This is a genomic window from Butyrivibrio sp. VCB2006, assembly GCF_000420945.1.
In the GTDB taxonomy this organism is placed as follows: Bacteria; Bacillota; Clostridia; order Lachnospirales; family Lachnospiraceae; genus Butyrivibrio.
This window is the reverse complement of sequence record NZ_ATVX01000003.1, coordinates 163,947-186,073: the sequence shown is the minus strand read 5'-3', so window position 1 is coordinate 186,073 and position 22,127 is coordinate 163,947. Positions and strand designations below refer to the sequence as shown.

Sequence of the window (22,127 nt, the reverse complement as noted above, 5' to 3'; positions counted from 1 at the left end):
AATGAACGTGTTCGTTATAATTATAACGAACACGTTCATAAAGGATAAAAATATGCCAAAAATCATTGATAATCTGAAAGAACAAATTCAAATTGAGGCAATGCATCAGATCTTAACAAACGGTTATTCCAAGACAACAATAAGATCTGTAGCAAATGGCTGCAATATAGCAGTCGGTACTCTCTATAACTATTTTGGCTCCAAGGATGAACTTATTATCTCTTTTATGCTTGAGGACTGGCGTGAGTGTGAGCAGATGATGGTGGAAATCAAGTCTGCTGATCCTGAGGAATTATTACAACAGGTTCACAATGCTCTCAATAAGTTCATCAGGAAGTACGAATCAGTTTTTAAGGATGAGGATGCCCAAAGAGTTTTTGCAGATGTTCTTGCCAAGAAACATGTTCAGTTTCGGGCTCGTATAGCCAAGATTATTGAGAAGGCCGTTGAGAAGTCGAGGTATGAAGATAAAGAGTTTTTATCACTTCATATTTCAGATTCAATTATCGGGTGGACAATGGCAGATATCCCTTTTGATAAACAGTATTCAATAATCAAATTACTCGTGTGAAGGATTATTAGAGGTGCACACGAGAAATATACAAGGAGGAAATATGTAATGAGCAGCTTTGAGAATCTGAGAATTGTTGATAATTTCTATCAGACTTCACTATTTTTCCCAATGCCAACTGTTGTCATCAGTACACTTTGTGAGGATGGCACAACAAACCTGGGCCCATATTCACTGATTCAGCCCTACTATGTTGCGGGTAAAGAGTACTACGCAATGCTCCTTAACTGCCGTAACTCATCAAACACAGCACAGAACATCCTTCGTACAGGAAAATGTGCTATCAACTTCATTGATGATAATCCCAAGAATTTCAAAGAGGCAGTAAAACTCTCATGGCCAGGCGATAAGCCATCCGAGAAGATGCCAAAATGTAACTTCAGACTGGAAAAGAGCCTTATTCAGGAGGAAAATCCTGATGACATAAGACCAATGGTTATGACTGATGCCATTCAGGTTATTGAGTGTACCTGGATGAGAGAGCTTGATGGCGCCGACAAGGATCAGCCCGGAGTTCTTGAGGGATATGAGGGTCCATACCATGATTTCAATGGTATTACCAGTAAGTTTGGTGCCCACTTCATCCTTAGAATCGACAAGATCCTTATGAAGAAGAAATACTCAGATGCCATCATTAACGGTGTTAAGGCGGGAGACTTCCCACCTCTTCCTGTAGACTACGGTTACAGAGATTCCAAGAACTTCTGGTTCCACAGAAAGAGACACATGAGAGCAGAGCTTCTTCAGATGAGACAGGCATCACTTCAGTCAGTTCGCTATGCTGCAGACAGAATTGATGACAAGATCAAATTCACAGATGATGCATTAAAGCTTATGTTAAATGTTCCAAGAGTATTCCTTCCGGCGGCACTTAAGGGATGCGTAGAATGGGCAAGAGAGAACAATGTTGAGCTCATCACCGAGGAGCATATGAAGATAATTAACGATAAGAGAGCACAGGAAAAGAAAAAGAAATAATAGGGGGATTTTACAATGAAGGTAGTACTTGCAGGCGCATTCGGTAATCTTGGCGCAGATATTTTCAGATCACTTGTTAAGGAAGGCCATGAGGTAGTGGCTCTTGATATGATGACAAGAGATCTTGGCATTGATGATAAGGCATATACATTCCACAAGGTTGATGTAACAAAGCCTGAAACACTTAAGGGAACCTGCGATGGTGCAGACGTGGTTATCACAACAGTTGGTCTTACAAAGGGATCAGCAACAGTTTCAAACTATGACATTGACTATCAGGGAAACCTCAACATTCTTAATGAGGCTAAGGCAGCTGGAGTTAAGAGATTTACTTACATCTCAGTTATTAAGGCAGACAAGGCACCTAAGGTACCTATGCTTCATGCTAAATATCTTTTTGAGGAAGAGCTTAAAAAGAGCGGACTTACATATGTTATCCACCGTCCAACAGGCTACTTCTATGACATTGTTAAGGTGTTCCGCCCTATGATTGAGAAAGGAGAGGTTACTCTTCTTGGCAAAAAGCCTGTACACGCTAATGTTATCTCAACTGAGGACTTTGGTGAGTTTATTGTTAAGCACATGCTTGATGACAACAAGTCCTATAACGTGGGAGGAAAAGAGACCTACTCATACGAAGAGATCGCAAATATGTGCTTCGAGGCAGCAGGCAAGACTCCTGTAATTAAGAGAGCACCAGCTTGGCTCTTCGACGTACTTGCATTTGTTAATAAGTGCAAAAAGAATGGTAAAGAAGCGATTCTCAGATTCTCCAAGTGGACTCTTACCGAGGAAATGGTTGGAGATACAACCTACGGAGACATGAGCTTTAAGCAGTACATTAAGGATAGCTTTACAAAATAATAAAAAGAATATGCTACCGGGATTTATTAGTTCCGTAGTAATGGGAGACTTTTAGTATGTTTTGGAATGAGTTATTAATAATTTTTATTGTGTGTTTGATTCTTTGCGCGGCAGGCTTCTACAAGTACATTTACTTTATGTCCATCGGATATGGCTTCGCTGTTGCAGGTGGTGGTATCTGTTCACTGGTGCTTGCACTTAAGAATGGCTGGACTCAGGGCGTTATTTTACTTGCAGTACTGCAGATGCTTCTTTTTGTAGCCTATGGAGCAAGACTTTCGGGGTTCCTGCTTTACAGAGAAATCAAGAGTGCAGCTTATCAGAAGACTTTAAAAAATGATATCGGCGGAGAGAAAAAGATTCCTATTTTTGTCAGCATCTCAATCTGGGTTGTATGTGCAGTTCTCTATGTAGCTCAGGTGAGCCCAATGTTCTTTAGATATGCCAACGAGTCCAAGGATGTAGTGGTTCCTTATATCGGAATAGTCATTTCCGTATTGGGCCTTATCCTTGAGTCAGCAGCAGACAAACAGAAGTCAGAGCAGAAGAAGGCTAATCCTAATATGGTAGCAATGGATGGTCTTTACAAGATTGTAAGATGCCCTAACTATCTGGGTGAGATTATCTTCTGGACAGGCGTATTCATCAGCGGAATTACAACCTATACAGGAATTGGCCAGTGGCTTATGGCAGTAATCGCCTATATTTCTATCATCTATATCATGTTCAACGGAGCACAGCGTCTTGAAAAGAGACAGATGTCCCGCTATGGAAATGATAAAGCATACAATGATTATGCTGATAGCACACCGATTATTATTCCGTTATTACCAATCTATCACCTTAATAAAAAGGGCTGATAGATTTTATAGATGTGGACTATAAAGGTATTTTGGAGGGTTTATGAAGGATTTCAGCGTTGTAATGGCGTTAGTAGATTTTGTTCCGGTATTGTTCTTTGCAATAGCGGCAGTCAGGCTCCAAAGAGATCTTTACAACAAAATGAGTAAGGGAGCTTTTGCTCTTTTTGCAACCGGAACTATAAATGTTGTTTTTGCGGGATGTTCCAAGGCTTTATACAAGCTGTTATATGCCGCAAGAGTATGTGATTTCGAGGCGCTTAATAACTTGTATTTTCCTGTTATTTCTGTAGGTTTCCTTTTGGCAGGAATAGGACTTGTGGGAATGCTCACTCACAAACAGACTGAGAATGCAGCTCTTAGTGTGATGCCACCCGTCTTGTTCACTGGAACTCCCATAATGATATGCTTCATGATCATTGGACTTGGAATGATATGTTATGTTCTGTGTGCTATGGCTCACAGGCTCAAAAAATCAGCAATAATGATCTTGTTTATTATCAATTTCCTTTGCTGTCTTGGCATGGGATATCTTGCTTCCAAGGACTTTGACGTTGCTATTTGGAACTGGATTGGAGAAGGTATCAATATTCTGGGACAGGGAGCATTTTTGCTTGGAGTTATAAGGCTTAGAAAGGCCGGACTTGTAGAGCTAAAACTAAATAAATAATCGTATGACGTAAAAAGCGTCTGCGCAGTTCAAAGACTGTACAGACGCTTCTTTTTATCTTTCTTATGAGGGGGTAATTAAAAAAGATTTGTATTTATATAAGTAAACGCTCAGATAAGTGATGCTACACACTCTGCAACCTTCTTCATATCTTCAGTTGGCTCGAAGCGGGCAACAACGTTACCTTCACGATCTACTACAAACTTAGTGAAATTCCACTTGATATCAGGATTGTTCTTGTAATCCTTGTCAATCTTCTTGAGCATTAATCCCATAGCAAGAGCTGCAGGTCCCTTACCGAAACCTTCAAAGCCCTTCTGCTCCTTGAGGAATTTGTAAAGAGGAAGCTGGCCTTCGCCATTAACCTCCGACTTAGTCATCTGAGGGAACATAGTGTTGTAATGAAGCTGGCAGTACTCATGAATCTCGTCATCTGTGCCAGGTGTCTGTCCTGCGAACTGGTTGCAGGGAATATCAAGAACTTCAAGTCCCTGATCATGATACTGCTCGTACATTGCCTCAATATCCTTGTATTGAGGAGTGAATCCACAACCTGTAGCTGTATTAACAACAAGAACAACCTTGCCCTTAAAATCAGCCATAGAAACTTCATTTCCCTGAGCATCAGTTACAGAATAATCATAAAATCCCATGTTAGACCTCCATCTAAAATTATTTATATGCTATTACATTGGTTACAATCTTTAATTTAGTTAAATTATATTGCACACAATTTAAAATGTCAAGAACAATTTTTTAAGAAATATAATATAATAATGATTATGAAGAACTACATTGTATTTGACCTGGAATGGAACCAGGGAGATGCGCCTGTTGTGGAAAATGATAAAACTCTCAATTTTGAGATTGTAGAAATCGGCGCAGTTAAACTTAATGAGAAAAAAGAAAAGATCGGCGAGTTTTCTAAATTGATAAAACCGCAGGTTTTCAAGCAGATGCACCGGATAACCGGAAAGCTTATACACCTTACTATGGAGGATCTGGAAAATGGAGCTCCATTTCAGGAAGTGGCACAGGAATTTCTAAAATGGTGCGGAGAAGATGCTGTATTCTGCAGTTGGGGACCGCTTGATCTTACAGAGTTTCAGAGAAATCTGGACTTTTTTGGGATGCCTCTTTTATCAGACAGACCGGTGGCATTCTATGATGTCCAGAAACTTTACAGCTTGCAGTATGATGACGGCAAATCCAGAAAGGGCCTGTCAACAGTTGTTGATGAGATGCATCTGATCAAAGACATACCATTTCACAGAGCGCTGGCCGATGCCGAATATACCGCAAGAATTTTTGCCAAGCTAAATGATAAAGTGCTCCAGAAGGTTTCTTTTGATACCTATGTTACTCCTAAGACCAGGAAACAGGAGATTAAGATTACCTTCGATAACTATTTCAAATATATCTCAAGGGAGTTTGATACCAAGGAAGACATCCTTGAAAATATTGAGATAATGAGCACCAAATGTTATCTGTGTCACAGAAACATCAGGCGAAAGGTGAAGTGGTTTACTCCTAACAGTAAGCATTATTATTCTGTTGCTTACTGTGAACTTCACGGATTTATGAAATCCAAGGTCAGGATCAAAAAAGCTGAGAATGGCAGACTGTTTGTAGTTAAGACCTGCAAGTTCATTCCTCCTGAAGATGTGGAAGCCATGAAGATCAGACAAAGAAAAATCAAAAAAAGACAAAGCGAATAAGAATAAGAAAAGACCTCAGTATCTATGCGATACTGGGGTCTGTTTTTGCTTATTTAAAATGAATTTTACCTTTTTTGTATTCTCTTTTACGCCTTCTGTATCTAAGCCTGTCACTCTTGCTTGAATATCTGCGATTAGCGGAAACTCTCAATGAAATTGAACTGCCAATGGTCATGACAAGCACAAAGGCTATGGCGGCTATAAATATATAAGTAACATTTATATATGTAGTGTGGGTGTGTGAAGAACCACCGGAACTACCGTTACTTCGTTGTCCTGCATAGCATAAAAGTGCCGAGCCTATCGGTACATTATTATATGTATATGAAACCTTGGCTATCGCGTTGGCTGAGGTCTCCAGATCCTGCTCTGACAAATCATAGGATACAGAATAATCTGTATCATTGATGGTGGAGGTCTTAGGAAGGATAATGGAGCTTCCCTTATTCAGGCTTAAGATGGTACCGGATTGTCCGAATACATCATTTTCTGACTCAAAGAAAAGCGAATCATTTGGCATATAGCGCTTATCTGTATCAGCAACGTTTATGGAAGTAAAATTATTAAATCCATAATTGAAAAGAGTAACAGTGTCAGTAAACTGAGATGGAGATTCTTCCTTGAGAATAACACAGATCAGCTTGACGCCGTCTCTTTCTGCACATGTAACAAGAGTTTCTCTTGCAAGATCCGTATAACCTGTCTTGCCACCTACAATTCCATCATATTTGACCTCACCGGTAATAAGCTTGTGTTTATTATTAAGGTAGAAGTCATCAGGCTGAGTAGAGGTCTCTGTAAAGTGATATCTAGGAGTATTTCCAACCTTACATAAAAGCTCGTTGTCAAAAAAGGCTCTTGCTATAAGCGCCAGATCATAAGCGCTTGTGTAATGATCACTGTCCTGAAGACCATTGGTGTTATTGAAGTGAGTGTTAGTACAACCAAGTTCCTTTGCTCTGGAATTCATGAGCTTGACAAAGTCCTCGATGCTGCCACTTACATGCTCGCCTACAGCATTGGCAACCTCATTGGCACTTCCTACCATGATTCCGTAGAGGGCCTGCTCAAGGGTTATTGACTCGCCAACATCCATACCAATTGATGAACCGTCTTGAGGAACGCTGAAGACAGCCTCGTTTGAAAAGGTTATTTTGTCGCTAAGGCTGGAGTTCTCTACAGCTAAAAGACAAGTCATAATCTTGGTAGTACTGGCTGGAAACAGCTCTTCATGTATGTTCTTGGCATACAGAATAGTTCCGGTAGATGCTTCCATGATGATTGCAGCCTCTGCACCGATTGCAGGGCCTTCCGGCCACCCGGAAGTATTGTTACTCTGAATTGGCAGTTCTTTACGGGCATCTGCTTCAGCCTGGTAGTCCACAGTATCGGCAAAAGAGGTAAATGCCAGCTGCCACACGGAAAGCAAAAAAATGAAGGCGCTCAAAGCCGCTCTATATTTGATTTTCCTTATAATAAAGAAATCAGAATGTCTCATAGTATATAGATAATACACTACTTTCCAAGTGGCCGCAAATGTTGTAAAATTCTTTTATAAGAATTTTAGGTAGGATGAGAAATGCGTTTAAGAAATATTGCAGGTTCCAGAGAAGTAATTGCCGACAGTAAGTATACTGTCAAGGAGCCCGAGACCAAGAAGGGACTCTGGAAAAAGGAAGTATTCGGTAATGACAACCCAATTCGAATAGAGATTGGAATGGGAAAGGGTCGTTTCCTGATGGATTTGGCAGAACTTAATCCTAACGTCAATTACGTGGGGATTGAGAAGTATTCCAGTGTACTTCTTAGAGCAATACAGAAACAGGAGCAGAGACAGCTTCCTAATGTAAGCTTTATTAGGATGGATGCCGAGAATATCGCAGATGTATTTGCTCCATCAGAGGTAGACAGAATTTACCTCAACTTCTCAGATCCGTGGCCCAAGGACAGACACGCCAAGAGGAGACTTCCATCAAGAGAATTCCTGGGAAGGTATGACAAGATTCTCAAGGCCGATGGAGTTGTAGAATTCAAGACAGATAATAAGGATCTGTTTGAATTTGCTTTGGAAGAAGTAGAACCGGCAGGCTGGACTTTGGATGCTTTTACACGAGACCTTCATAATGATCCTGTCATGAATGAGGGCAATGTAATGACGGAGTATGAGGAGAAATTCTCATCACTAGGCAACCCGATTTACAAATACGTTGTGAGCAGAAAGGGGAAGTAACTAATGGACTACAGTTTGAACAGTCAGAATTTCGAAGAAGAAGTTTTAAAGAGCAAGATTCCGGTACTCGTTGATTTTTCCGCAGATTGGTGCGGCCCCTGCAAGATGATGGCGCCTGTGATCGATGAGCTTGCCGGAGAGTATGAAGGCGAGATGAAGATCGGTAAGATTAATGTTGATCAGTCACCTGATATAGCTCAGAAGTACAATGTCATGTCAATTCCAATGTTTGCTTTCTTCAAGAACGGGGAAGTTATTGAGACAGCAGTTGGAGCACTGAACAAGGCTAAATTACAAGGAATAATTGATAAAGTGCTGGCCTAAGGGTCAGCATTTTAGTTTTATAAAGGAACAGGTATAAAACGTTGGCGGATAAGATTACTAATTTTGAAGACTATAAGAAAAAAGGCAACGTCGAAGACACAACCGATATAGATATCCAGATTGTGGATCCTTACAACTTCTTTAATGAAGAAGAGCGAGAAGAATACTTCCAGGAGAGGCAGAAAGAAATAGCCAGGGAGAACGAGGCGGCAAAGCAGTCTGAATCGAAGCCGGAGTTGGAACAAAGGCCGGAGCCGGAAAGACCTATGGATGAGCCTCCAAGAAAGCCCGGAAGAGAGAGAAACTCTGATCGAAATGACGAAGAACCAATAAGGCACAGGAGACCACGAAGAGAAGAAATAGAAGAGCCTGAGGAAGATGAAGAGGAGTATGAAGAAGAACCTGAGGAAACTGAGGAAGACGATTCAGAAGGCGGATTCCCAATAGAACTCTTTATCAGGATTTCTTCTATCATAACAGGAGTAATCATTCTGGCTTTTATTGCGATTGTAGTCAAAGTTAAGATCTTTGACAGATATTTTGCTCAGGATCCTGATGAGGCACAAACTGTGGAAGTTGCTCTTCCTGTGGGATATACGGAGACAAATGACACTGTTGTCGTAACCGCTGAGAAGCTAAACCTTAGAACTGTAGACAATTCTCAGAGTGATGCTACAATTTTTACGTCAGTAGACAAAGGAACAGAGCTAAAAAGAATTGCAGTTAATAGCGAAAATACTTGGGCACTTGTGGAGTATAACGGAACACGAGTGTATGCATCCATGAAGTACTTAACAACAAAATAAAGCAATAAAAAAGTTACCATTCGCTTTTGAATGGTAACTGGTTTGTTAAGGATTATTTACTGCGGCTGTGGAGCCAGGTGTAGAATTTGTCTACCGCTTCTGACAGGTTCTGGCTTGATCTGGCATAAGAATCGGCATGGGCAAGAACTTCCTCCAGAGATGTATCTTTTGCATGATCGGCTATTTTTTGGCCACAACTTTTTTCCAGCAGGCGATAGTCCATATTGATCAAAAGAGTATTGTGCATCCCGCTAACGGACTGGTATAGATCGGGATATTTTTTTTGCACAATGGATAACTCATCAAGAATCTGCTCACGACTCTGAAGACAGAACAAAAGGTAGATGGATTCCACTATTTCAGGGGGTTCAATCTCATCCTGGTATGAATTGTCTTCATAGTTGTCCAAAGTGGCGTAGTACTCGCAGATTTCCTGAACAAGGGATCCAACCTTGGAATTGTCGTATAATTTATGGAGTTCATCAAATTTTTTTTCGCTCATAAATTTAGATTAATCATTTTATTATAAAAAGTAAAGATAGGAAAACATATGAAAATAGGAATTTTTGACTCGGGGATTGGTGGTTTATCCGTGCTACATGAGGCTTACCACAGGCTTCCAGGGCAAGAATACATATTTTATGCGGATACAGAGCATGTTCCTTATGGAACAAAGACGCAAGAAGAGATTATTGGTTTTGCTGTTGATAATACCAAGTTTCTTTTGGAAAAAGGGGCAGAAGCTCTAGTTGTCGCATGTAATACCGCAACCAGCGTGGCTATTAAGGAACTAAGAAGAAGGTTTGACATTCCGATTCTCGGAATGGAGCCTGCAGTTAAGCCTGCTGTTGAGGAAACAGAAGACAAAAGAATAATGGTGATCGCTACCCCTGTTACCATAAGGGAGGATAAGCTTAAAGACCTTCTTCACAGGGTGGACGAAGAGCACAGAGTGGACCTTATGGCTATGCCGAGGCTGGTAGAATTCGCTGAAAACGAGCAGTTTGACACCGAGGAAGTTAGAGGTTATATTAGAGGTCAATTTGCAAATTTTGACCCGGCAAATTATAGTGCCTTAGTCCTTGGATGTACGCATTTTAACTACTTTAAACCGGCGCTTCAGGAATTCTTTGGCAAGGATACGCTTCTTGTAGACGGTAATTTCGGCACTGTACATCATCTGGCTGATGTTCTTAATTTGAATATGAATGACAGCCAAGATACAGAGGTATATTTTGATGACTACCACAAGATGTTGGGGTCAGTCAAAACAGAATATTATTTTTCAAAAAAATTTGTTTCAGATGAAAAAACGCTGGAACACTTGAAAAGACTGCATAATCGCCTCGAAGAGGTCAGAAAAATATAAGTTTTTAAGACTTGAATTTAACAAAATATTGGGCTAATATATTGTTATAACCACAATATGTAGTGATAACAATGATTGAAACGAATATGGCGCATGCTTGCATGATGACCATATTCTTTTTATGAGACGAACAGTTAATATATATAAATTTTTATGAAGGGGGTTCTTATGAAAATCATTAAGAGAAGTGGCAAGGAAGTTGCGTTTGATGTTAGCAAGATCATTGCTGCTGTAGAGAAGGCTAATAACGAGGTCACTGACGAAAAGAAGCTGACACACGGTCAGATTATCGATATAGCAACTGGCGTAGAGAAACTTTGTGCAACACTTACTCGTGCAGCAAGCGTTGAGGAAATCCAGGATATGGTTGAGGATGGCCTCATGAGAGCAGGCAAGTTCGATGTTGCCAGAAAGTACATCACATATCGTTATAAGCATGCTCTTGTCAGAAAGTCTAATACTACAGATGAGCAGATCATGTCTCTTATTGAGTGCAATAATGAAGAGGTTAAGCAGGAGAACTCCAACAAGAACCCTACAGTTAACAGCGTTCAGAGAGACTATATGGCTGGTGAGGTTAGTAAGGATATCACCAGAAGATTTCTTTTGCCGGAAGATGTTGTTAAGGCTCATGAAGAGGGACTTATCCACTTTCATGATTCAGACTATTTTGCACAGCACATGCACAACTGCTGTCTTGTGAACCTTGAGGATATGCTTCAGAATGGAACAGTTATTTCAGAGACTATGATCGAGCGTCCAAAGAGCTTTTCAACAGCTTGTAACATTGCTACTCAGGCAATTGCCCAGATCGCAAGCTCACAGTATGGCGGACAGAGTATCACTCTTTCACATCTTGTTCCTTTCGTTGATGTCAGCAGACAGAAGTTCCGCAAGGAAGTAGCTCTTGAGTTTGAAACAGCCGGAGTTAAGGTTAACAAGAAGCAGGTAGAAGAAATTGCCGAGATGAGAGTTAGAAAGGAAATCGAGAGAGGCTGCCAGGTTATTCAGTACCAGGTAATCACTCTTATGACCACTAATGGTCAGGCTCCTTTCATTACAGTATTTATGTATCTCGATGAGGTTCCTGAGGGACAGCAGAGAGAAGACCTTGCAATGGTTATCGAGGAAATGCTCAAGCAGCGTATCCTTGGTGTTAAGAATGAGAAGGGACAGCTTATTACACCTGCATTTCCTAAGCTCATTTATGTTCTTGACGAGGACAATATTCATGAGGATTCCAAGTACTGGTACCTCACAGAGCTTGCAGCTAAATGTACAGCCAAGAGACTTGTTCCTGACTACATTTCAGCCAAGAAGATGAAGGAACTCAAGAAGGGCGATGTATATCCATGTATGGGATGCAGATCCTTCCTTACACCTGATAGCGAAGAGAACGCAGAAGGCTATTGCAACAAGGGCAATAAGTCACATGCCCTGAATTACAAGGATGGAGACCACAAGTATTATGGCCGTTTCAACCAGGGTGTTGTAACCATCAACCTTGTAGACGTAGCATGTTCTTCATTTAAGAGCGAAGAGAAATTCTGGGAAATTCTTGAGGAGAGAACTGAGCTCTGTAAGAGAGCACTTATGTGCAGACATAACAGACTCCTTGGAACTCCTTCAGATGTTGCACCAATCCTTTGGCAGAATGGAGCACTTGCAAGACTTCAGAAGGGTGAAGTTATTGATCCGCTTCTTTTCGGTAACTACTCAACCATTTCACTTGGTTATGCTGGACTTTGCGAATGTACCAAGTATATGAAGGGCGTATCTCATACAGATCCAAGAGGAAAAGACTTTGCTCTTAAGGTAATGCAGTTCCTCAATGACAAGTGTGCTAAGTGGAGAGCTGAGACAAATGTGGCATTCAGCCTTTATGGAACACCACTTGAGTCAACAACCTATAAATTTGCTAAGTGCCTTCAGAAGAGATTTGGTATTATTCCGGAGGTTACAGACAAGAACTATATTACAAACAGCTATCACGTACATGTAACTGAGCAGATTGATGCATTTACTAAGCTTAAGTTCGAATCAGAGTTCCAGGCTCTTTCACCGGGAGGAGCTATCAGCTACGTTGAGGTTCCTGATATGAACAGCAATATCGACGCAGTTATATCTGTAATGAAGTACATTTATGAAAACATCATGTACGCTGAGCTTAACACCAAGTCAGACTACTGCCAGTGCTGCGGCTACGACGGAGAGATCAAGATCGTAACAGATACAGATGGTAAGCTGGTTTGGGAGTGTCCTAACTGCGGAAACCGCAATCAGGACAAGATGAATGTTGCAAGACGTACCTGCGGATATATCGGAACACAGTTCTGGAATCAGGGACGTACTCAGGAGATTAAAGAGAGAGTGCTCCACATGAGCAATCCTAAGCTTTGATATGAACTACGGACAAGTATATTACAATGATGTGGCCAACGGAGTGGGCTGTAGGACAGCCCTCTTCGTAAGTGGTTGTACTCACCACTGCAAGGGCTGTTTTAATGAGATGACCTGGGATTTTAATTATGGCGAGCCTTACACCAAAGATGTTGAGGACGAGATAATTGAATCTCTTAAGCCAGAATACATTGCAGGTCTTACAATCCTTGGGGGCGAACCCATGGAAATTGTGAATCAAAAAGAAATCAGACCTTTATTGGAGCGAATTAAAAGAGAAGTTCCAAAGGCTACCATTTGGATTTATTCCGGTTATCTATGGGAAGAACTTATAGATGCTGATAACAAAAGATGCCATGGAGAAGATACAGACGCAATTCTTTCTATGACAGATATTCTGGTAGATGGTGAGTTCGTTCTGGATAAAAAGAACCTTATGCTTAGATTCAGGGGCTCCGAGAATCAGAGAATTATAGATGTTCAAAGATCTCTACAGAACGGAGAGATAGTTCTTTCCAAGTACAATGACAGAGACGAATCAAGATTCGTTTAACTCATATGACAAATGACAAACAAAAAAGACTGGGGGATCCAGTCTTTTTTGTTTGCAGGATTTCTCCCACAATTATTAGAGGTTTTTATAAAGGAAATACGTTATGGCGAACGTAATTCGGCGAAAGTAATGTGTCAGCGGTTAAGCTCACTTGTAGGACCGTCTGACTGATGATTTCTGATGATGCTGTCTATTTCCCTAAGATCACTTGCGGGAAGATCACCGGGAATAGTATTCTTGACACTTGATGTGGCGTTACCATAGGCAAGAGCCTTCTGCACATCATTGTATTTGAGCATTCCGTAGAGAACACCTGATACATAAGCATCACCGGAACCAATTCTATCTATTACATCAATATTTGTATAAGGCTTTTCTGTAAAGAATTCATCACGCTTCGCATCATAAATTGTGGATGTGAAGTTGTGCTTGCGAGGACTTATTACCTCTCTCTGAGTGGTACAAACAATCTGGACCGGATACTCAGTAGTATAGCTCTTCATAATATCCTGGAGGTCCCCATCTTTTTGCATCATTCGTCTTGAGGTTTCCTCAGAAACAAAAAGAATATCTACATAAGGCAAAATATTCTTGATGGCAGCTCTTGCATCCTCTTCGCTCCAGAGATTAGCGCGGTAGTTACAGTCAAAGGAAACCATTGCACCGCCTTTTTTGAAGCGTTTGATCATCTCAGTGGTTACTTCACAGGTGTTCTTGTTAAGGGCAAGTGTTATGCCACTTGTGTGGAACATTCTGGTGGAAGTATAGACACTTTCAGGAATCTCATCCAAAGAGATTCTTGTGATCGATGAATTCATTCTGTCATATACGATAGATGGCTTACGGGGAGCAGCACCGTTTTCATAGTAGTAAATACCAAGGCGGGCCTCAGGAGACTCATCGTATATGAGGTAATCATCTGATACACCCTCAAATCGAATCCTGTTCTTGATAAAGGTTCCAAGTGGATTCTGAGGAAGTCTCGAAATAACGCCTGTTCTAAGGCCAAGTAGTGCTACACCTGACGCTACATTAAGCTCGGAGCCTCCAGCCCTCTTATCAAACACATCACCTCTTGTCATGCGTTCGTAATTGGGTGGTGACAGACGAAGCATTATCTCACCAAAGGTTAACAGATCAAATCTTCCATCTCCCATAGCGGCCTCCTAGCTAACGTATATTTCATCAATATTCCATCAATACTGATAAACTTCAATTGCTTACAATCCATATGATAGATTAAAAGATATTCTTTTGTAAGTGCTTACATCGCACCAAATGTGGAATATCATGAACATATATCCGAAAAAGTTCAGTATTTTCTATAATAATATTAAAAAAACAACTCTTTTCTCCGATATAAAAACTGATAGGGATGGTATGCGCGTCATGGAGGATGCAAAATGTCTATAGGTATAAATGCGAATAATTATTCGAATATGTACCGATCAAATTCTTCATGGGGCGATTCTGCGTCCAAATCAGCAGCCGATTATGATAAAGGAATGAGCGAAGGCACAGGATCTGATATGCTCAGAAAGCTTGAATATGACTGTTGGAAGCAGGAAAAGAGCAAGAGCGTTGTGGAACAAAGCGTCAGCTACGCGGAGCAGATGAAGGCGGCAAGAAAAAAATCTAAAGAAGTATCTAACGAGAAAAAGAAACTCCAATATAACTTTAAAAAGATATCCTCTCAGATAATCCGCAGTAAAAATTCTATCAGTGCAAGAAAGGCAGTACAGGCTGCAAAAAGAGAAATTTCACGTCTTAAACGCCTTAAGGGCAGCGGAGAATACGATGATGAAGAGCTCCAGCTTGCTATAGATCATGCAAAGAGCATGGAGCACGTGGCCAAGAAAAAAGTGGTACACCTTGAGCAGGAAGAAATGGTGGAAAGAGCTCATAAGGGCTTTGGAGCTGCGCTTGAAGAAATTCAGGATAAAAAGAAAGAAGATGAGAGTGAGAATCCTGAAGAGTTAGATGATGAGAAACTGGAGGAAGCTGCACAAGGGCTGGATGTAGACGATGAGTATGTTCCTGAGGCAGATTATCAGTATGAGCTTGAGCAAGCCATAGAGCAGCAACAGTATGCAATGGAGCAGCTTTTGCAGGAAAATCAGCAGGAATATGAGGAGCTGATGGCGGAAACATCGAGCGATTCCATGTCTGAAATGATGGATGAGATGTCGCAGGCTATGGAAGATATGATGGAAGATTTAGACCTGACAGAACTGTCACAGACTCTTTATGCTCCAGATCCCAATATGTCTGAGGATGACCTTAAGATGCTGAAGATCAAGCATCGCGCCAAAGAGATGAAGGAAATTGCCGAGGCAGATAAAGAGTATCTGAAGGGCATAATGGAACATGAGAAACAAAAGGCAGAAAACGCCGGAAGTATGTCCACAGGTGCGACATCAGCGGGCTCTGCAACTGCAATATTTGGTAATAATAAAGCCACCCATATTACTCCGGTAATATCAATGCCGGGAGCAGCTATGGGCGGCTCAGGTGCTGCGCCAACTTTATCAGATGGCGGATTTAGCGTTTGTATATAAGATTATTCTTCAGGGCAGACAATCATTTTATGCTCTTTAAAGCTATATTCTGAAATGTTTAATTCCATATTAAAACTGTAAAGAAATCCTTCAGTGACTTTAACTGTAGCGATTTCTTTTGTTTGGGTTTTATCTTTTGAACCCTGGATTTCTATGCGCTTTAATACTTTTGTGTCCTTATCATAGTAATACTTCATGCCGGTAATATAGTTGTCTGCCCGGTATTCTTTGCTGATTAAAGTCACATAGTGATCAAATTTCGCGAAACCATAGGTGATTGTCAGAATATAATAATCAGGGTCGGAATAGTCTAAAGAGCGGCCGCAATCTGTTAAGTCAGGACATATTAAATCCTCAATAACAGGGGCCTTTTTTATAGGGAAATCATTACATTCCAGGTGCTCCTTTTCATTATCGTCTACTACGCCATAATATCCAGTGTAACCATATTGTCTTTTGGCAGGTTTATATTTATTTGCGCTTATGTCGGTGTATGCATATTCACCTGAAGCGGACAAGCAACTCATGTAGTTTTGCGCATCCTGATATGTACGCTTATATTTAATGGTGGTGTCCTCGTTAACAGTATGCATAGTAAGAGGTTTTCCCGGACTATTGGCTGTCTTATATTGGTAACTTTCTGTATAATTGCAGGTTCCATCGATGCGAAGATAACTAGCATATAAGAGATTCTCTTCGGTTGCAGAAAGAAGGCTTTGTATTTCCTCCCCATCAGGATCCTGATAAGGTTCACAGCCGCACAAAATACTGATGCTAAGCAGAAGTATCAGACTGGTTTTAAATATCTTTTTTGCCATGATGATTTTATTCCTTCTAAAAATCGTATCTATCGATTATACACTAATAATCTTGACATTGTTTCAAAATATGAATAAAATCATCTTTAAATATAAATAGACGTTGAAGAGGAATAGTAACTGCGTAAGCGTTTCAGAGAGAAAGCCAGTGGTGGAAGGCTTTTACGACCAAACAGCGAACCTGCCTTGGAGTCCTGTGTGAACGCATTTGTGATAATCCATTAACAAGCATAAGCACAGCGTTTCCCGCGTTAAGGGGTAATGAAGAGAAATTCAGGGATTTGCCAATACCTGAATTTAAATAGGGTGGTACCGCCGAGGCTTTCGGTCCCTGTTGTAGGGGATTGATAAGCTTTTTTTATTGCTTTCTTTCCCAATAAACAATGAAAAGGAGAAAAGAAAAATGGCAGACAAAAAACTCGTAGCAGAAATCACCTCCATGGATGAGGACTTCACACAGTGGTACACTGATGTGTGCATCAAAGCAGACCTTGTAAGCTACTCTAACATCAAGGGCTGTATGGTAATCAAGCCTGCAGGCTATGCAATCTGGGAACTTATCCAGAAGCATCTTGATGCAAGATTCAAGGCAACAGGAGTTCAGAACGCTTATCTTCCTATGTTCATTCCTGAGTCACTTCTTCAGAAGGAGAAGGATCACGTAGAAGGCTTTGCACCTGAAGTAGCATGGGTAACACATGGTGGACTTGAGCCACTTACAGAGAGATACTGTGTACGTCCTACATCAGAGACTCTTTTCTGCGATTACTATAAGGGAGAGATTCACTCATACAAGGATCTTCCACAGGTTCTTAACCAGTGGTGCTCAGTAGTTCGTTGGGAGAAGGAGACAAGACCTTTCCTTAGAAGCCGTGAGTTCCTCTGGCAGGAAGGACACACAGCTCACGCTACTTTTGAAGAGGCAGAAGAGCGTACACAGCAGATGCTTAATGTATATGCTGATTTCCTTGAAAATGACATGGCTATCCCTGTTATCAAGGGACAGAAGACAGATAAAGAGAAATTTGCAGGAGCAGAAGCTACTTACACAGTAGAAGCTCTTATGCATGATGGACGTGCTCTTCAGAGCGCAACAAGCCATAACTTTGGTGATGGCTTTGCCAAGGCCTTCGGTATCCAGTATGCAGGTAAGGACAACCAGCTTCACTATGTAAACCAGACTTCATGGGGACTTACAACACGTACTATCGGAGCTATGATCATGGTACACGGTGACAACTCAGGACTTGTAGTACCTCCTAAGATCGCTCCAATCCAGGTTGTTGTTATTCCTATCCAGCAGAAGAAGGAAGGCGTTCTTGAGGCAGCAAACAAGATTGCAGAGAGCCTTTCAGCTTTCAGAGTAAAGGTTGACGAGACAGACAGAACACCAGGCTTTAAGTTTGCTGAGCAGGAGATGAGAGGTATCCCTGTTCGTGTTGAGATCGGACCTAAGGATCTTGAGGCAGGTAAGTGCGTACTTTGCCGCCGTGATACAAGAGAAAAGATTGAGTGTGCTATTGCAGACGTTCCAACCAAGATGGCAGAGCTTCTTGATCAGATTCAGAACGATATGTTCGACAGAGCTAAGAAGCACCTTCAGGCTCATACCTTTGAGGCTCACAATAAGGAAGAGTTTGCTGAGGCCTTCAAGGAGACTAAGGGCTTTGTAAAGGCTATGTGGTGCGGATGCCGCGAGTGCGAAGACAAGATCAAAGAAGAGTTCAACGTAACCAGCCGTTGTATTCCATTTGAGCAGGATACTCTTTCCGATAAGTGCGTAATTTGCGGAAAGCCAGCCAAGAAGATGGTTTACTGGGGACGCGCATATTAATACACCGTAAATACAACTAAAAAGGCCCGTAGTAGTTATAGATAATATCATATCATATAGCTACTCCGGGCTTTAATTTTTCTGAAGACTTTATCTGGTCTGCATGTGGCTGTAATAGGCTCTCTTAAACTCATACATTCGCTGATCAGCCAGCATATATACTGCATGAGTATCTCTTTCTTTGGTTTCCGATCTGTAGGCATATCCGTAAGATACGCTGTGATTGGCTTCGGGATCTTCTTCATCAAGCTTTAACAGCTTGGATTCAAGAGTTCTCAGCATCTCATCTAAAAGACTCTTTTCAATATTTGTGAAAAGAACTATAAATTCATCGCCGCCTACCCTGAAATATTCTCCGGATCCATCAAAGACATCTTTTAGAGCGCCGGCAAAGGATTTAAGAAGTCTGTCGCCTGCAGGATGACCGGAGTTGTCATTTACTTCCTTTAATCCATTAAGGTCAAGACTCAGGATACAAAAATCACTATCCGTTTTAGCTACTTCCACCAATCGTTTGTCGCAGCTTACTCTGTTCGGAATACCCGTCAGATTATCTTCATAAGCAATCTGAGTTAGAGAAGCATACTCTTTTCTCTGAGCAAACATGTGAGTCATGAAAATAAAGTGGTTAAGAAGCTGCGTCACAACAAAGAACAGACATCCAAAAGGAACAAGCATATTTAGGAGTCTGCTTTGTCTGTAATCTACAAAAAGTTTGGCAATTGCAGAAATAACATAAACTAACATAGTCAAACCCAAAACTACCAATCCAAGCATCAGTATGAGTCTTGAGGAATTCTTAGCTCTATAGCGAAGATCAAAACATGCATAAACAAAAAGGATCACCATACCAACACCGGACATTAAGTAATATGGGTACTGGAAATGGTTTATGTGCACAATGTTGGTTAAATGAAGGACAATAAATAAAATGGCAAAGGCAAGACTGCTATAGCCAAGGAAAACCACGACACTATTGCGCCGCCTGATATGGAGGTTATAAATAAGCATGTACAGAAGCGGCAGCATCAAATACAGTGCGCAGAATTCTGTAAAGGTCGCTACGTTTGGTGCAATATAAAAATCTATGGCATCGTAGGCATTAATCATCCATACGCCCAGGACAGTGCTTAGGATTGAACATATTACCTGAGAAGATACGCCGGAAGTTTTCAGATAAAATACCAGCGAAATAATAAGGAATACAAAACCGAATACTATCAGGAATATCGCTGTAAATGCCGGGAAAAGAGCATCGTGCAGAACGGTTCGGTAAACATCATCGAAGTTGCCAAGGAGAGGAGTCAGCAAATTTGCTCTGGTATTATTTTCTGTCACGTAAAGCTTAATAGTTAGTTTTTTTCCTACAGAGTCAGGTGGAAGATTTATAAAGTTATAGCTAATCCCAAGAAATTTAATTCCCGAGAGATAATCCATGTTTTTGTCTTCAAGCAGAACATCGTTTAGGTATATCTCATAGGCACAGTACTGGGATTTGAACACTACGGAAGGAAATGGTATATCATCGAAGGCAAGAGGGCTTGCCAAATTAAGGGTAATAGAGTCTCCCTTGGTAAATGTTGAACCCACCTGCTTGCTAAGGGTTTCCAGATTGGTGTTGATATATTGGTCGTTTCTGTATACAACAGTCCAGTCGTCCGTTAACCTGGCCACTGGATACTGGGGCGAATAACTGAAAAGATGGGTAAGTCCACCGATAATAAGGACAAAAAGAGTAATGGCAACAGCCAGGAAGGAGGAAGTTTTACGCATTTTGTATCACCTCCTGTCCCGATTCATGATGCTCACGCTTCATTTCATACATTCTGTTATCAGCCAGCATATAGACCTCATTTGCTGAGCCATTGGGAACTTCATAGCTGTAGGCATAACCATAAGAAGCACTGTACTTAAATACCTGCTCTTTATGATTCCAATCATTTATAATTGAGTACAGTTCGTGAATGCGCCTGGTAAGATTGATGGTTCTGTCTTCCAAAAGAATAACAATAAATTCGTCGCCACCCATTCTGCCGATAAGATTTGCATCCCAGAAGCAGTCTGAGAGAATAGTGGCAAAACCTGTAAGAAGTCTGTCACCTTCATGATGACCAAGAGTATCGTTTACAAATTTAAGCTTGTTAAGATCAAGGCTTATAATGGCATATACTCCGTTCTCTTCAGAAATTGTCTGCATCATCTGTTCGCAGCGGGCTCTGTTGGACAATCCGGTTAAAGAATCCGTGTAGGCCAGGTCGATGATCTTACTTTGCATAGATGCAATATTTGAACTGAAAATATTGTAGTATAGATAGCTGATCATCAGGCATATTACAAAGATCAGCGCACCAATGGTAAAACCGATAAGTTGTGCATTGGTTTCTCCTGAGCTTTTTCCATATTTGTAGAAGTTGTATCGCAGAATATCAACAAGTGATAAAGCCATAAATATAATAAGACCCAGGACGAAGATATTATCTGCAGAGTAGGCATTTCTGATATTGCTGTTTTTGTTATTTATATAATCCCTGGAAATCATGATTACGGTAATGACGAATTCAATACCCGATGCAATGTGCAAGACGACTGTAAAATCGGTAAACCTTGCGTATTGAATCAGGTGCAAAATTACAGATGTAAGGAAAAGGCCTACATCAATGATAAATATTGTTACAAAAAGCTTCCTGATCTTACCGGAGTAAACGCACATCAGATAGCCGATGATAACTGTCGGAATATTATAAAGAGACATGTATTCCAAAAAAGTGTTTAGCATGCTGTTGTCTATCAAAAGGTCAAATATGCGGTAGTATCCCATGATATATATGCCAAGCATAAGTGAAATAAGGCCGCTAAAGAATATTCGAAGATCCTTATTGTGATAAAAGAAAAGATAAGGGGAAAGTATTATTAGCAAAATGCCAAGGACAAACAGGAAACCACCGACAATTATAGCTATGGCACCATTATTGAAATCATTGGTTAAAATATCATCTCTTTCGCCAACAATAATAGATGTAATACCGGAAAAAGAGGCATTCCTTGAGCCTATAAACTCTATTTTCAGTATTTTTCCTGCATAGGAGGACCCTAAAGGGATGTAATGAGCGCGCTTCGGGACGATATTTTTATTGTCATAGAAATTCTGACCATAGGTATAGATAAGGTCATTATCAAGATAAACATTTACAATTGAGTGGATAGAAAAGAATGTAAGACACGGATTATCAAAGCCCACATCATCAATGATTCTGGAAATAGAAACAGTTTCCAGCTCGTTAATGACTCCAATGTCAGCTTGAGATACATCATCGTTTTGAATTATCTGTCCTTTGCTATTGATGGTCCAGTTGTCATTGATCACTGTCAATGAATCAGGAGATAAGATCACCTGATTAGACACATTCACCGAAACAACTATAGCCAAAATTAATAATAACAGGACGAAAGCAAATACAGATGCTTTGATGGCTTTTTGATATTTCATACAATAATCCTCATTATTACATATATTTAGTATACTTCTTATAGTAGAAAATGCCTAGTATATTATTCACAAGACAGGAGCAATACG

At 40.7% G+C, this 22,127-nt stretch carries 21 protein-coding genes and 1 other annotated feature; of the genes, 14 read left to right on the top strand and 7 right to left on the bottom strand.

The genetic code is table 11. The features are described from left to right. Window positions 1–52: 52 nt before the first annotated feature. From G613_RS0103630 to G613_RS0103610, 5 genes are read left to right on the top strand one after another with little or no spacing between them, the layout of a single operon-like run. Window positions 53–571, top strand: coding sequence for a TetR/AcrR family transcriptional regulator (locus G613_RS0103630; RefSeq protein ID WP_029231362.1), 519 nt, complete (start codon window positions 53–55; stop codon window positions 569–571). A 48-nt stretch (window positions 572–619) separates the two neighbouring features. Next, on the top strand, window positions 620–1,549 hold the full coding sequence (locus G613_RS0103625) for a hypothetical protein (RefSeq protein ID WP_029231361.1): 930 nt from the start codon (window positions 620–622) through the stop codon (window positions 1,547–1,549). Between the two features lie 15 nt (window positions 1,550–1,564). Then, window positions 1,565–2,413: an SDR family oxidoreductase gene (locus G613_RS0103620; RefSeq protein ID WP_029231360.1), complete on the top strand. Its 849-nt coding sequence runs from the start codon at window positions 1,565–1,567 to the stop codon at window positions 2,411–2,413. 56 nt (window positions 2,414–2,469) lie between these two features. Continuing rightward, window positions 2,470–3,273 (top strand): DUF1295 domain-containing protein, encoded by an 804-nt coding sequence (locus G613_RS0103615; RefSeq protein WP_029231359.1) that lies wholly within the window; start codon window positions 2,470–2,472, stop codon window positions 3,271–3,273. A gap of 43 nt (window positions 3,274–3,316) precedes the next feature. After that, the gene (locus G613_RS0103610) at window positions 3,317–3,943 is read left to right on the top strand and encodes a hypothetical protein (RefSeq protein WP_029231358.1); all 627 of its coding nucleotides are present in this window, start codon (window positions 3,317–3,319) and stop codon (window positions 3,941–3,943) included. Between the two features lie 110 nt (window positions 3,944–4,053). Here G613_RS0103610 and G613_RS0103605 read toward each other — a convergent pair whose 3' ends face one another. Then, entirely contained in the window at window positions 4,054–4,596 is a 543-nt protein-coding gene (locus G613_RS0103605; protein WP_029231357.1) for a glutathione peroxidase, read from the bottom strand. A 129-nt stretch (window positions 4,597–4,725) separates the two neighbouring features. Here G613_RS0103605 and G613_RS0103600 point away from each other — a divergent pair, with 129 nt between their 5' ends. Then, window positions 4,726–5,661 (top strand): 3'-5' exonuclease, encoded by a 936-nt coding sequence (locus G613_RS0103600; RefSeq protein ID WP_029231356.1) that lies wholly within the window; start codon window positions 4,726–4,728, stop codon window positions 5,659–5,661. A 49-nt stretch (window positions 5,662–5,710) separates the two neighbouring features. Here G613_RS0103600 and G613_RS0103595 read toward each other — a convergent pair whose 3' ends face one another. Further along, entirely contained in the window at window positions 5,711–7,108 is a 1,398-nt protein-coding gene (locus G613_RS0103595) for a D-alanyl-D-alanine carboxypeptidase family protein (protein ID WP_242826122.1), read from the bottom strand. Window positions 7,109–7,240: 132 nt separating this feature from the next. On the opposite strand from G613_RS0103595, the gene trmB reads away from it, so the two are divergent. Genes trmB through G613_RS0103580 form a run of 3 tightly spaced genes read left to right on the top strand, consistent with a single transcriptional unit; the run spans window position 7,241 to window position 9,021 of the window. Continuing rightward, complete coding sequence (gene trmB / locus G613_RS0103590) at window positions 7,241–7,891, top strand: tRNA (guanosine(46)-N7)-methyltransferase TrmB (protein WP_029231354.1); 651 nt, start codon at window positions 7,241–7,243, stop codon at window positions 7,889–7,891. Between the two features lie 3 nt (window positions 7,892–7,894). Further along, window positions 7,895–8,215 (top strand): thioredoxin, encoded by a 321-nt coding sequence (gene trxA, locus G613_RS0103585; protein WP_029231353.1) that lies wholly within the window; start codon window positions 7,895–7,897, stop codon window positions 8,213–8,215. A 41-nt stretch (window positions 8,216–8,256) separates the two neighbouring features. After that, on the top strand, window positions 8,257–9,021 hold the full coding sequence (locus G613_RS0103580) for an SH3 domain-containing protein (protein WP_029231352.1): 765 nt from the start codon (window positions 8,257–8,259) through the stop codon (window positions 9,019–9,021). 52 nt (window positions 9,022–9,073) lie between these two features. On the opposite strand, the gene G613_RS0103575 is transcribed toward G613_RS0103580, so the two are convergent. Next, window positions 9,074–9,523 carry a hypothetical protein gene (locus G613_RS0103575; protein ID WP_029231351.1) on the bottom strand — a complete coding sequence of 150 codons (450 nt, stop codon included), beginning with the start codon at window positions 9,521–9,523 and terminating at the stop codon, window positions 9,074–9,076. Between the two features lie 48 nt (window positions 9,524–9,571). On the opposite strand from G613_RS0103575, the gene murI reads away from it, so the two are divergent. From murI to nrdG, 3 genes are all read left to right on the top strand, one after another. After that, window positions 9,572–10,390, top strand: coding sequence for a glutamate racemase (gene murI / locus G613_RS0103570; protein WP_029231350.1), 819 nt, complete (start codon window positions 9,572–9,574; stop codon window positions 10,388–10,390). A 168-nt stretch (window positions 10,391–10,558) separates the two neighbouring features. Then, a complete protein-coding gene (nrdD, locus tag G613_RS0103565; RefSeq protein ID WP_029231349.1) occupies window positions 10,559–12,790 on the top strand; it encodes an anaerobic ribonucleoside-triphosphate reductase in 2,232 nt (743 codons plus the stop codon). 1 nt (window position 12,791) lies between these two features. Further along, window positions 12,792–13,343 (top strand): anaerobic ribonucleoside-triphosphate reductase activating protein, encoded by a 552-nt coding sequence (nrdG, locus tag G613_RS0103560; RefSeq protein ID WP_029231348.1) that lies wholly within the window; start codon window positions 12,792–12,794, stop codon window positions 13,341–13,343. A gap of 134 nt (window positions 13,344–13,477) precedes the next feature. Here the strand turns inward: nrdG and G613_RS0103555 are convergent, their stop codons facing one another. Then, window positions 13,478–14,500, bottom strand: a complete 1,023-nt coding sequence (locus tag G613_RS0103555) for a sugar kinase (RefSeq protein ID WP_029231347.1) — start codon at window positions 14,498–14,500, stop codon at window positions 13,478–13,480. Window positions 14,501–14,746: 246 nt separating this feature from the next. On the opposite strand from G613_RS0103555, the gene G613_RS0103550 reads away from it, so the two are divergent. Continuing rightward, entirely contained in the window at window positions 14,747–15,901 is a 1,155-nt protein-coding gene (locus tag G613_RS0103550) for a hypothetical protein (protein ID WP_029231346.1), read from the top strand. 2 nt (window positions 15,902–15,903) lie between these two features. On the opposite strand, the gene G613_RS0103545 is transcribed toward G613_RS0103550, so the two are convergent. Next, a complete protein-coding gene (locus G613_RS0103545) occupies window positions 15,904–16,719 on the bottom strand; it encodes a hypothetical protein (protein ID WP_029231345.1) in 816 nt (271 codons plus the stop codon). Between the two features lie 94 nt (window positions 16,720–16,813). Further along, window positions 16,814–17,055, top strand: a binding site (T-box leader). 67 nt (window positions 17,056–17,122) lie between these two features. Here G613_RS0103545 and proS point away from each other — a divergent pair. After that, window positions 17,123–18,553: a proline--tRNA ligase gene (gene proS, locus G613_RS0103540; RefSeq protein WP_029231344.1), complete on the top strand. Its 1,431-nt coding sequence runs from the start codon at window positions 17,123–17,125 to the stop codon at window positions 18,551–18,553. Between the two features lie 90 nt (window positions 18,554–18,643). On the opposite strand, the gene G613_RS0103535 is transcribed toward proS, so the two are convergent. Together G613_RS0103535 and G613_RS0103530 are read right to left on the bottom strand one after the other, a co-directional pair. After that, the gene (locus G613_RS0103535) at window positions 18,644–20,326 is read right to left on the bottom strand and encodes a GGDEF domain-containing protein (RefSeq protein WP_029231343.1); all 1,683 of its coding nucleotides are present in this window, start codon (window positions 20,324–20,326) and stop codon (window positions 18,644–18,646) included. Beyond that, window positions 20,319–22,040 (bottom strand): diguanylate cyclase domain-containing protein, encoded by a 1,722-nt coding sequence (locus tag G613_RS0103530; protein ID WP_029231342.1) that lies wholly within the window; start codon window positions 22,038–22,040, stop codon window positions 20,319–20,321. The genes G613_RS0103535 and G613_RS0103530 overlap by 8 nt, the downstream gene beginning before the upstream one ends. Window positions 22,041–22,127 lie beyond the last annotated feature (87 nt).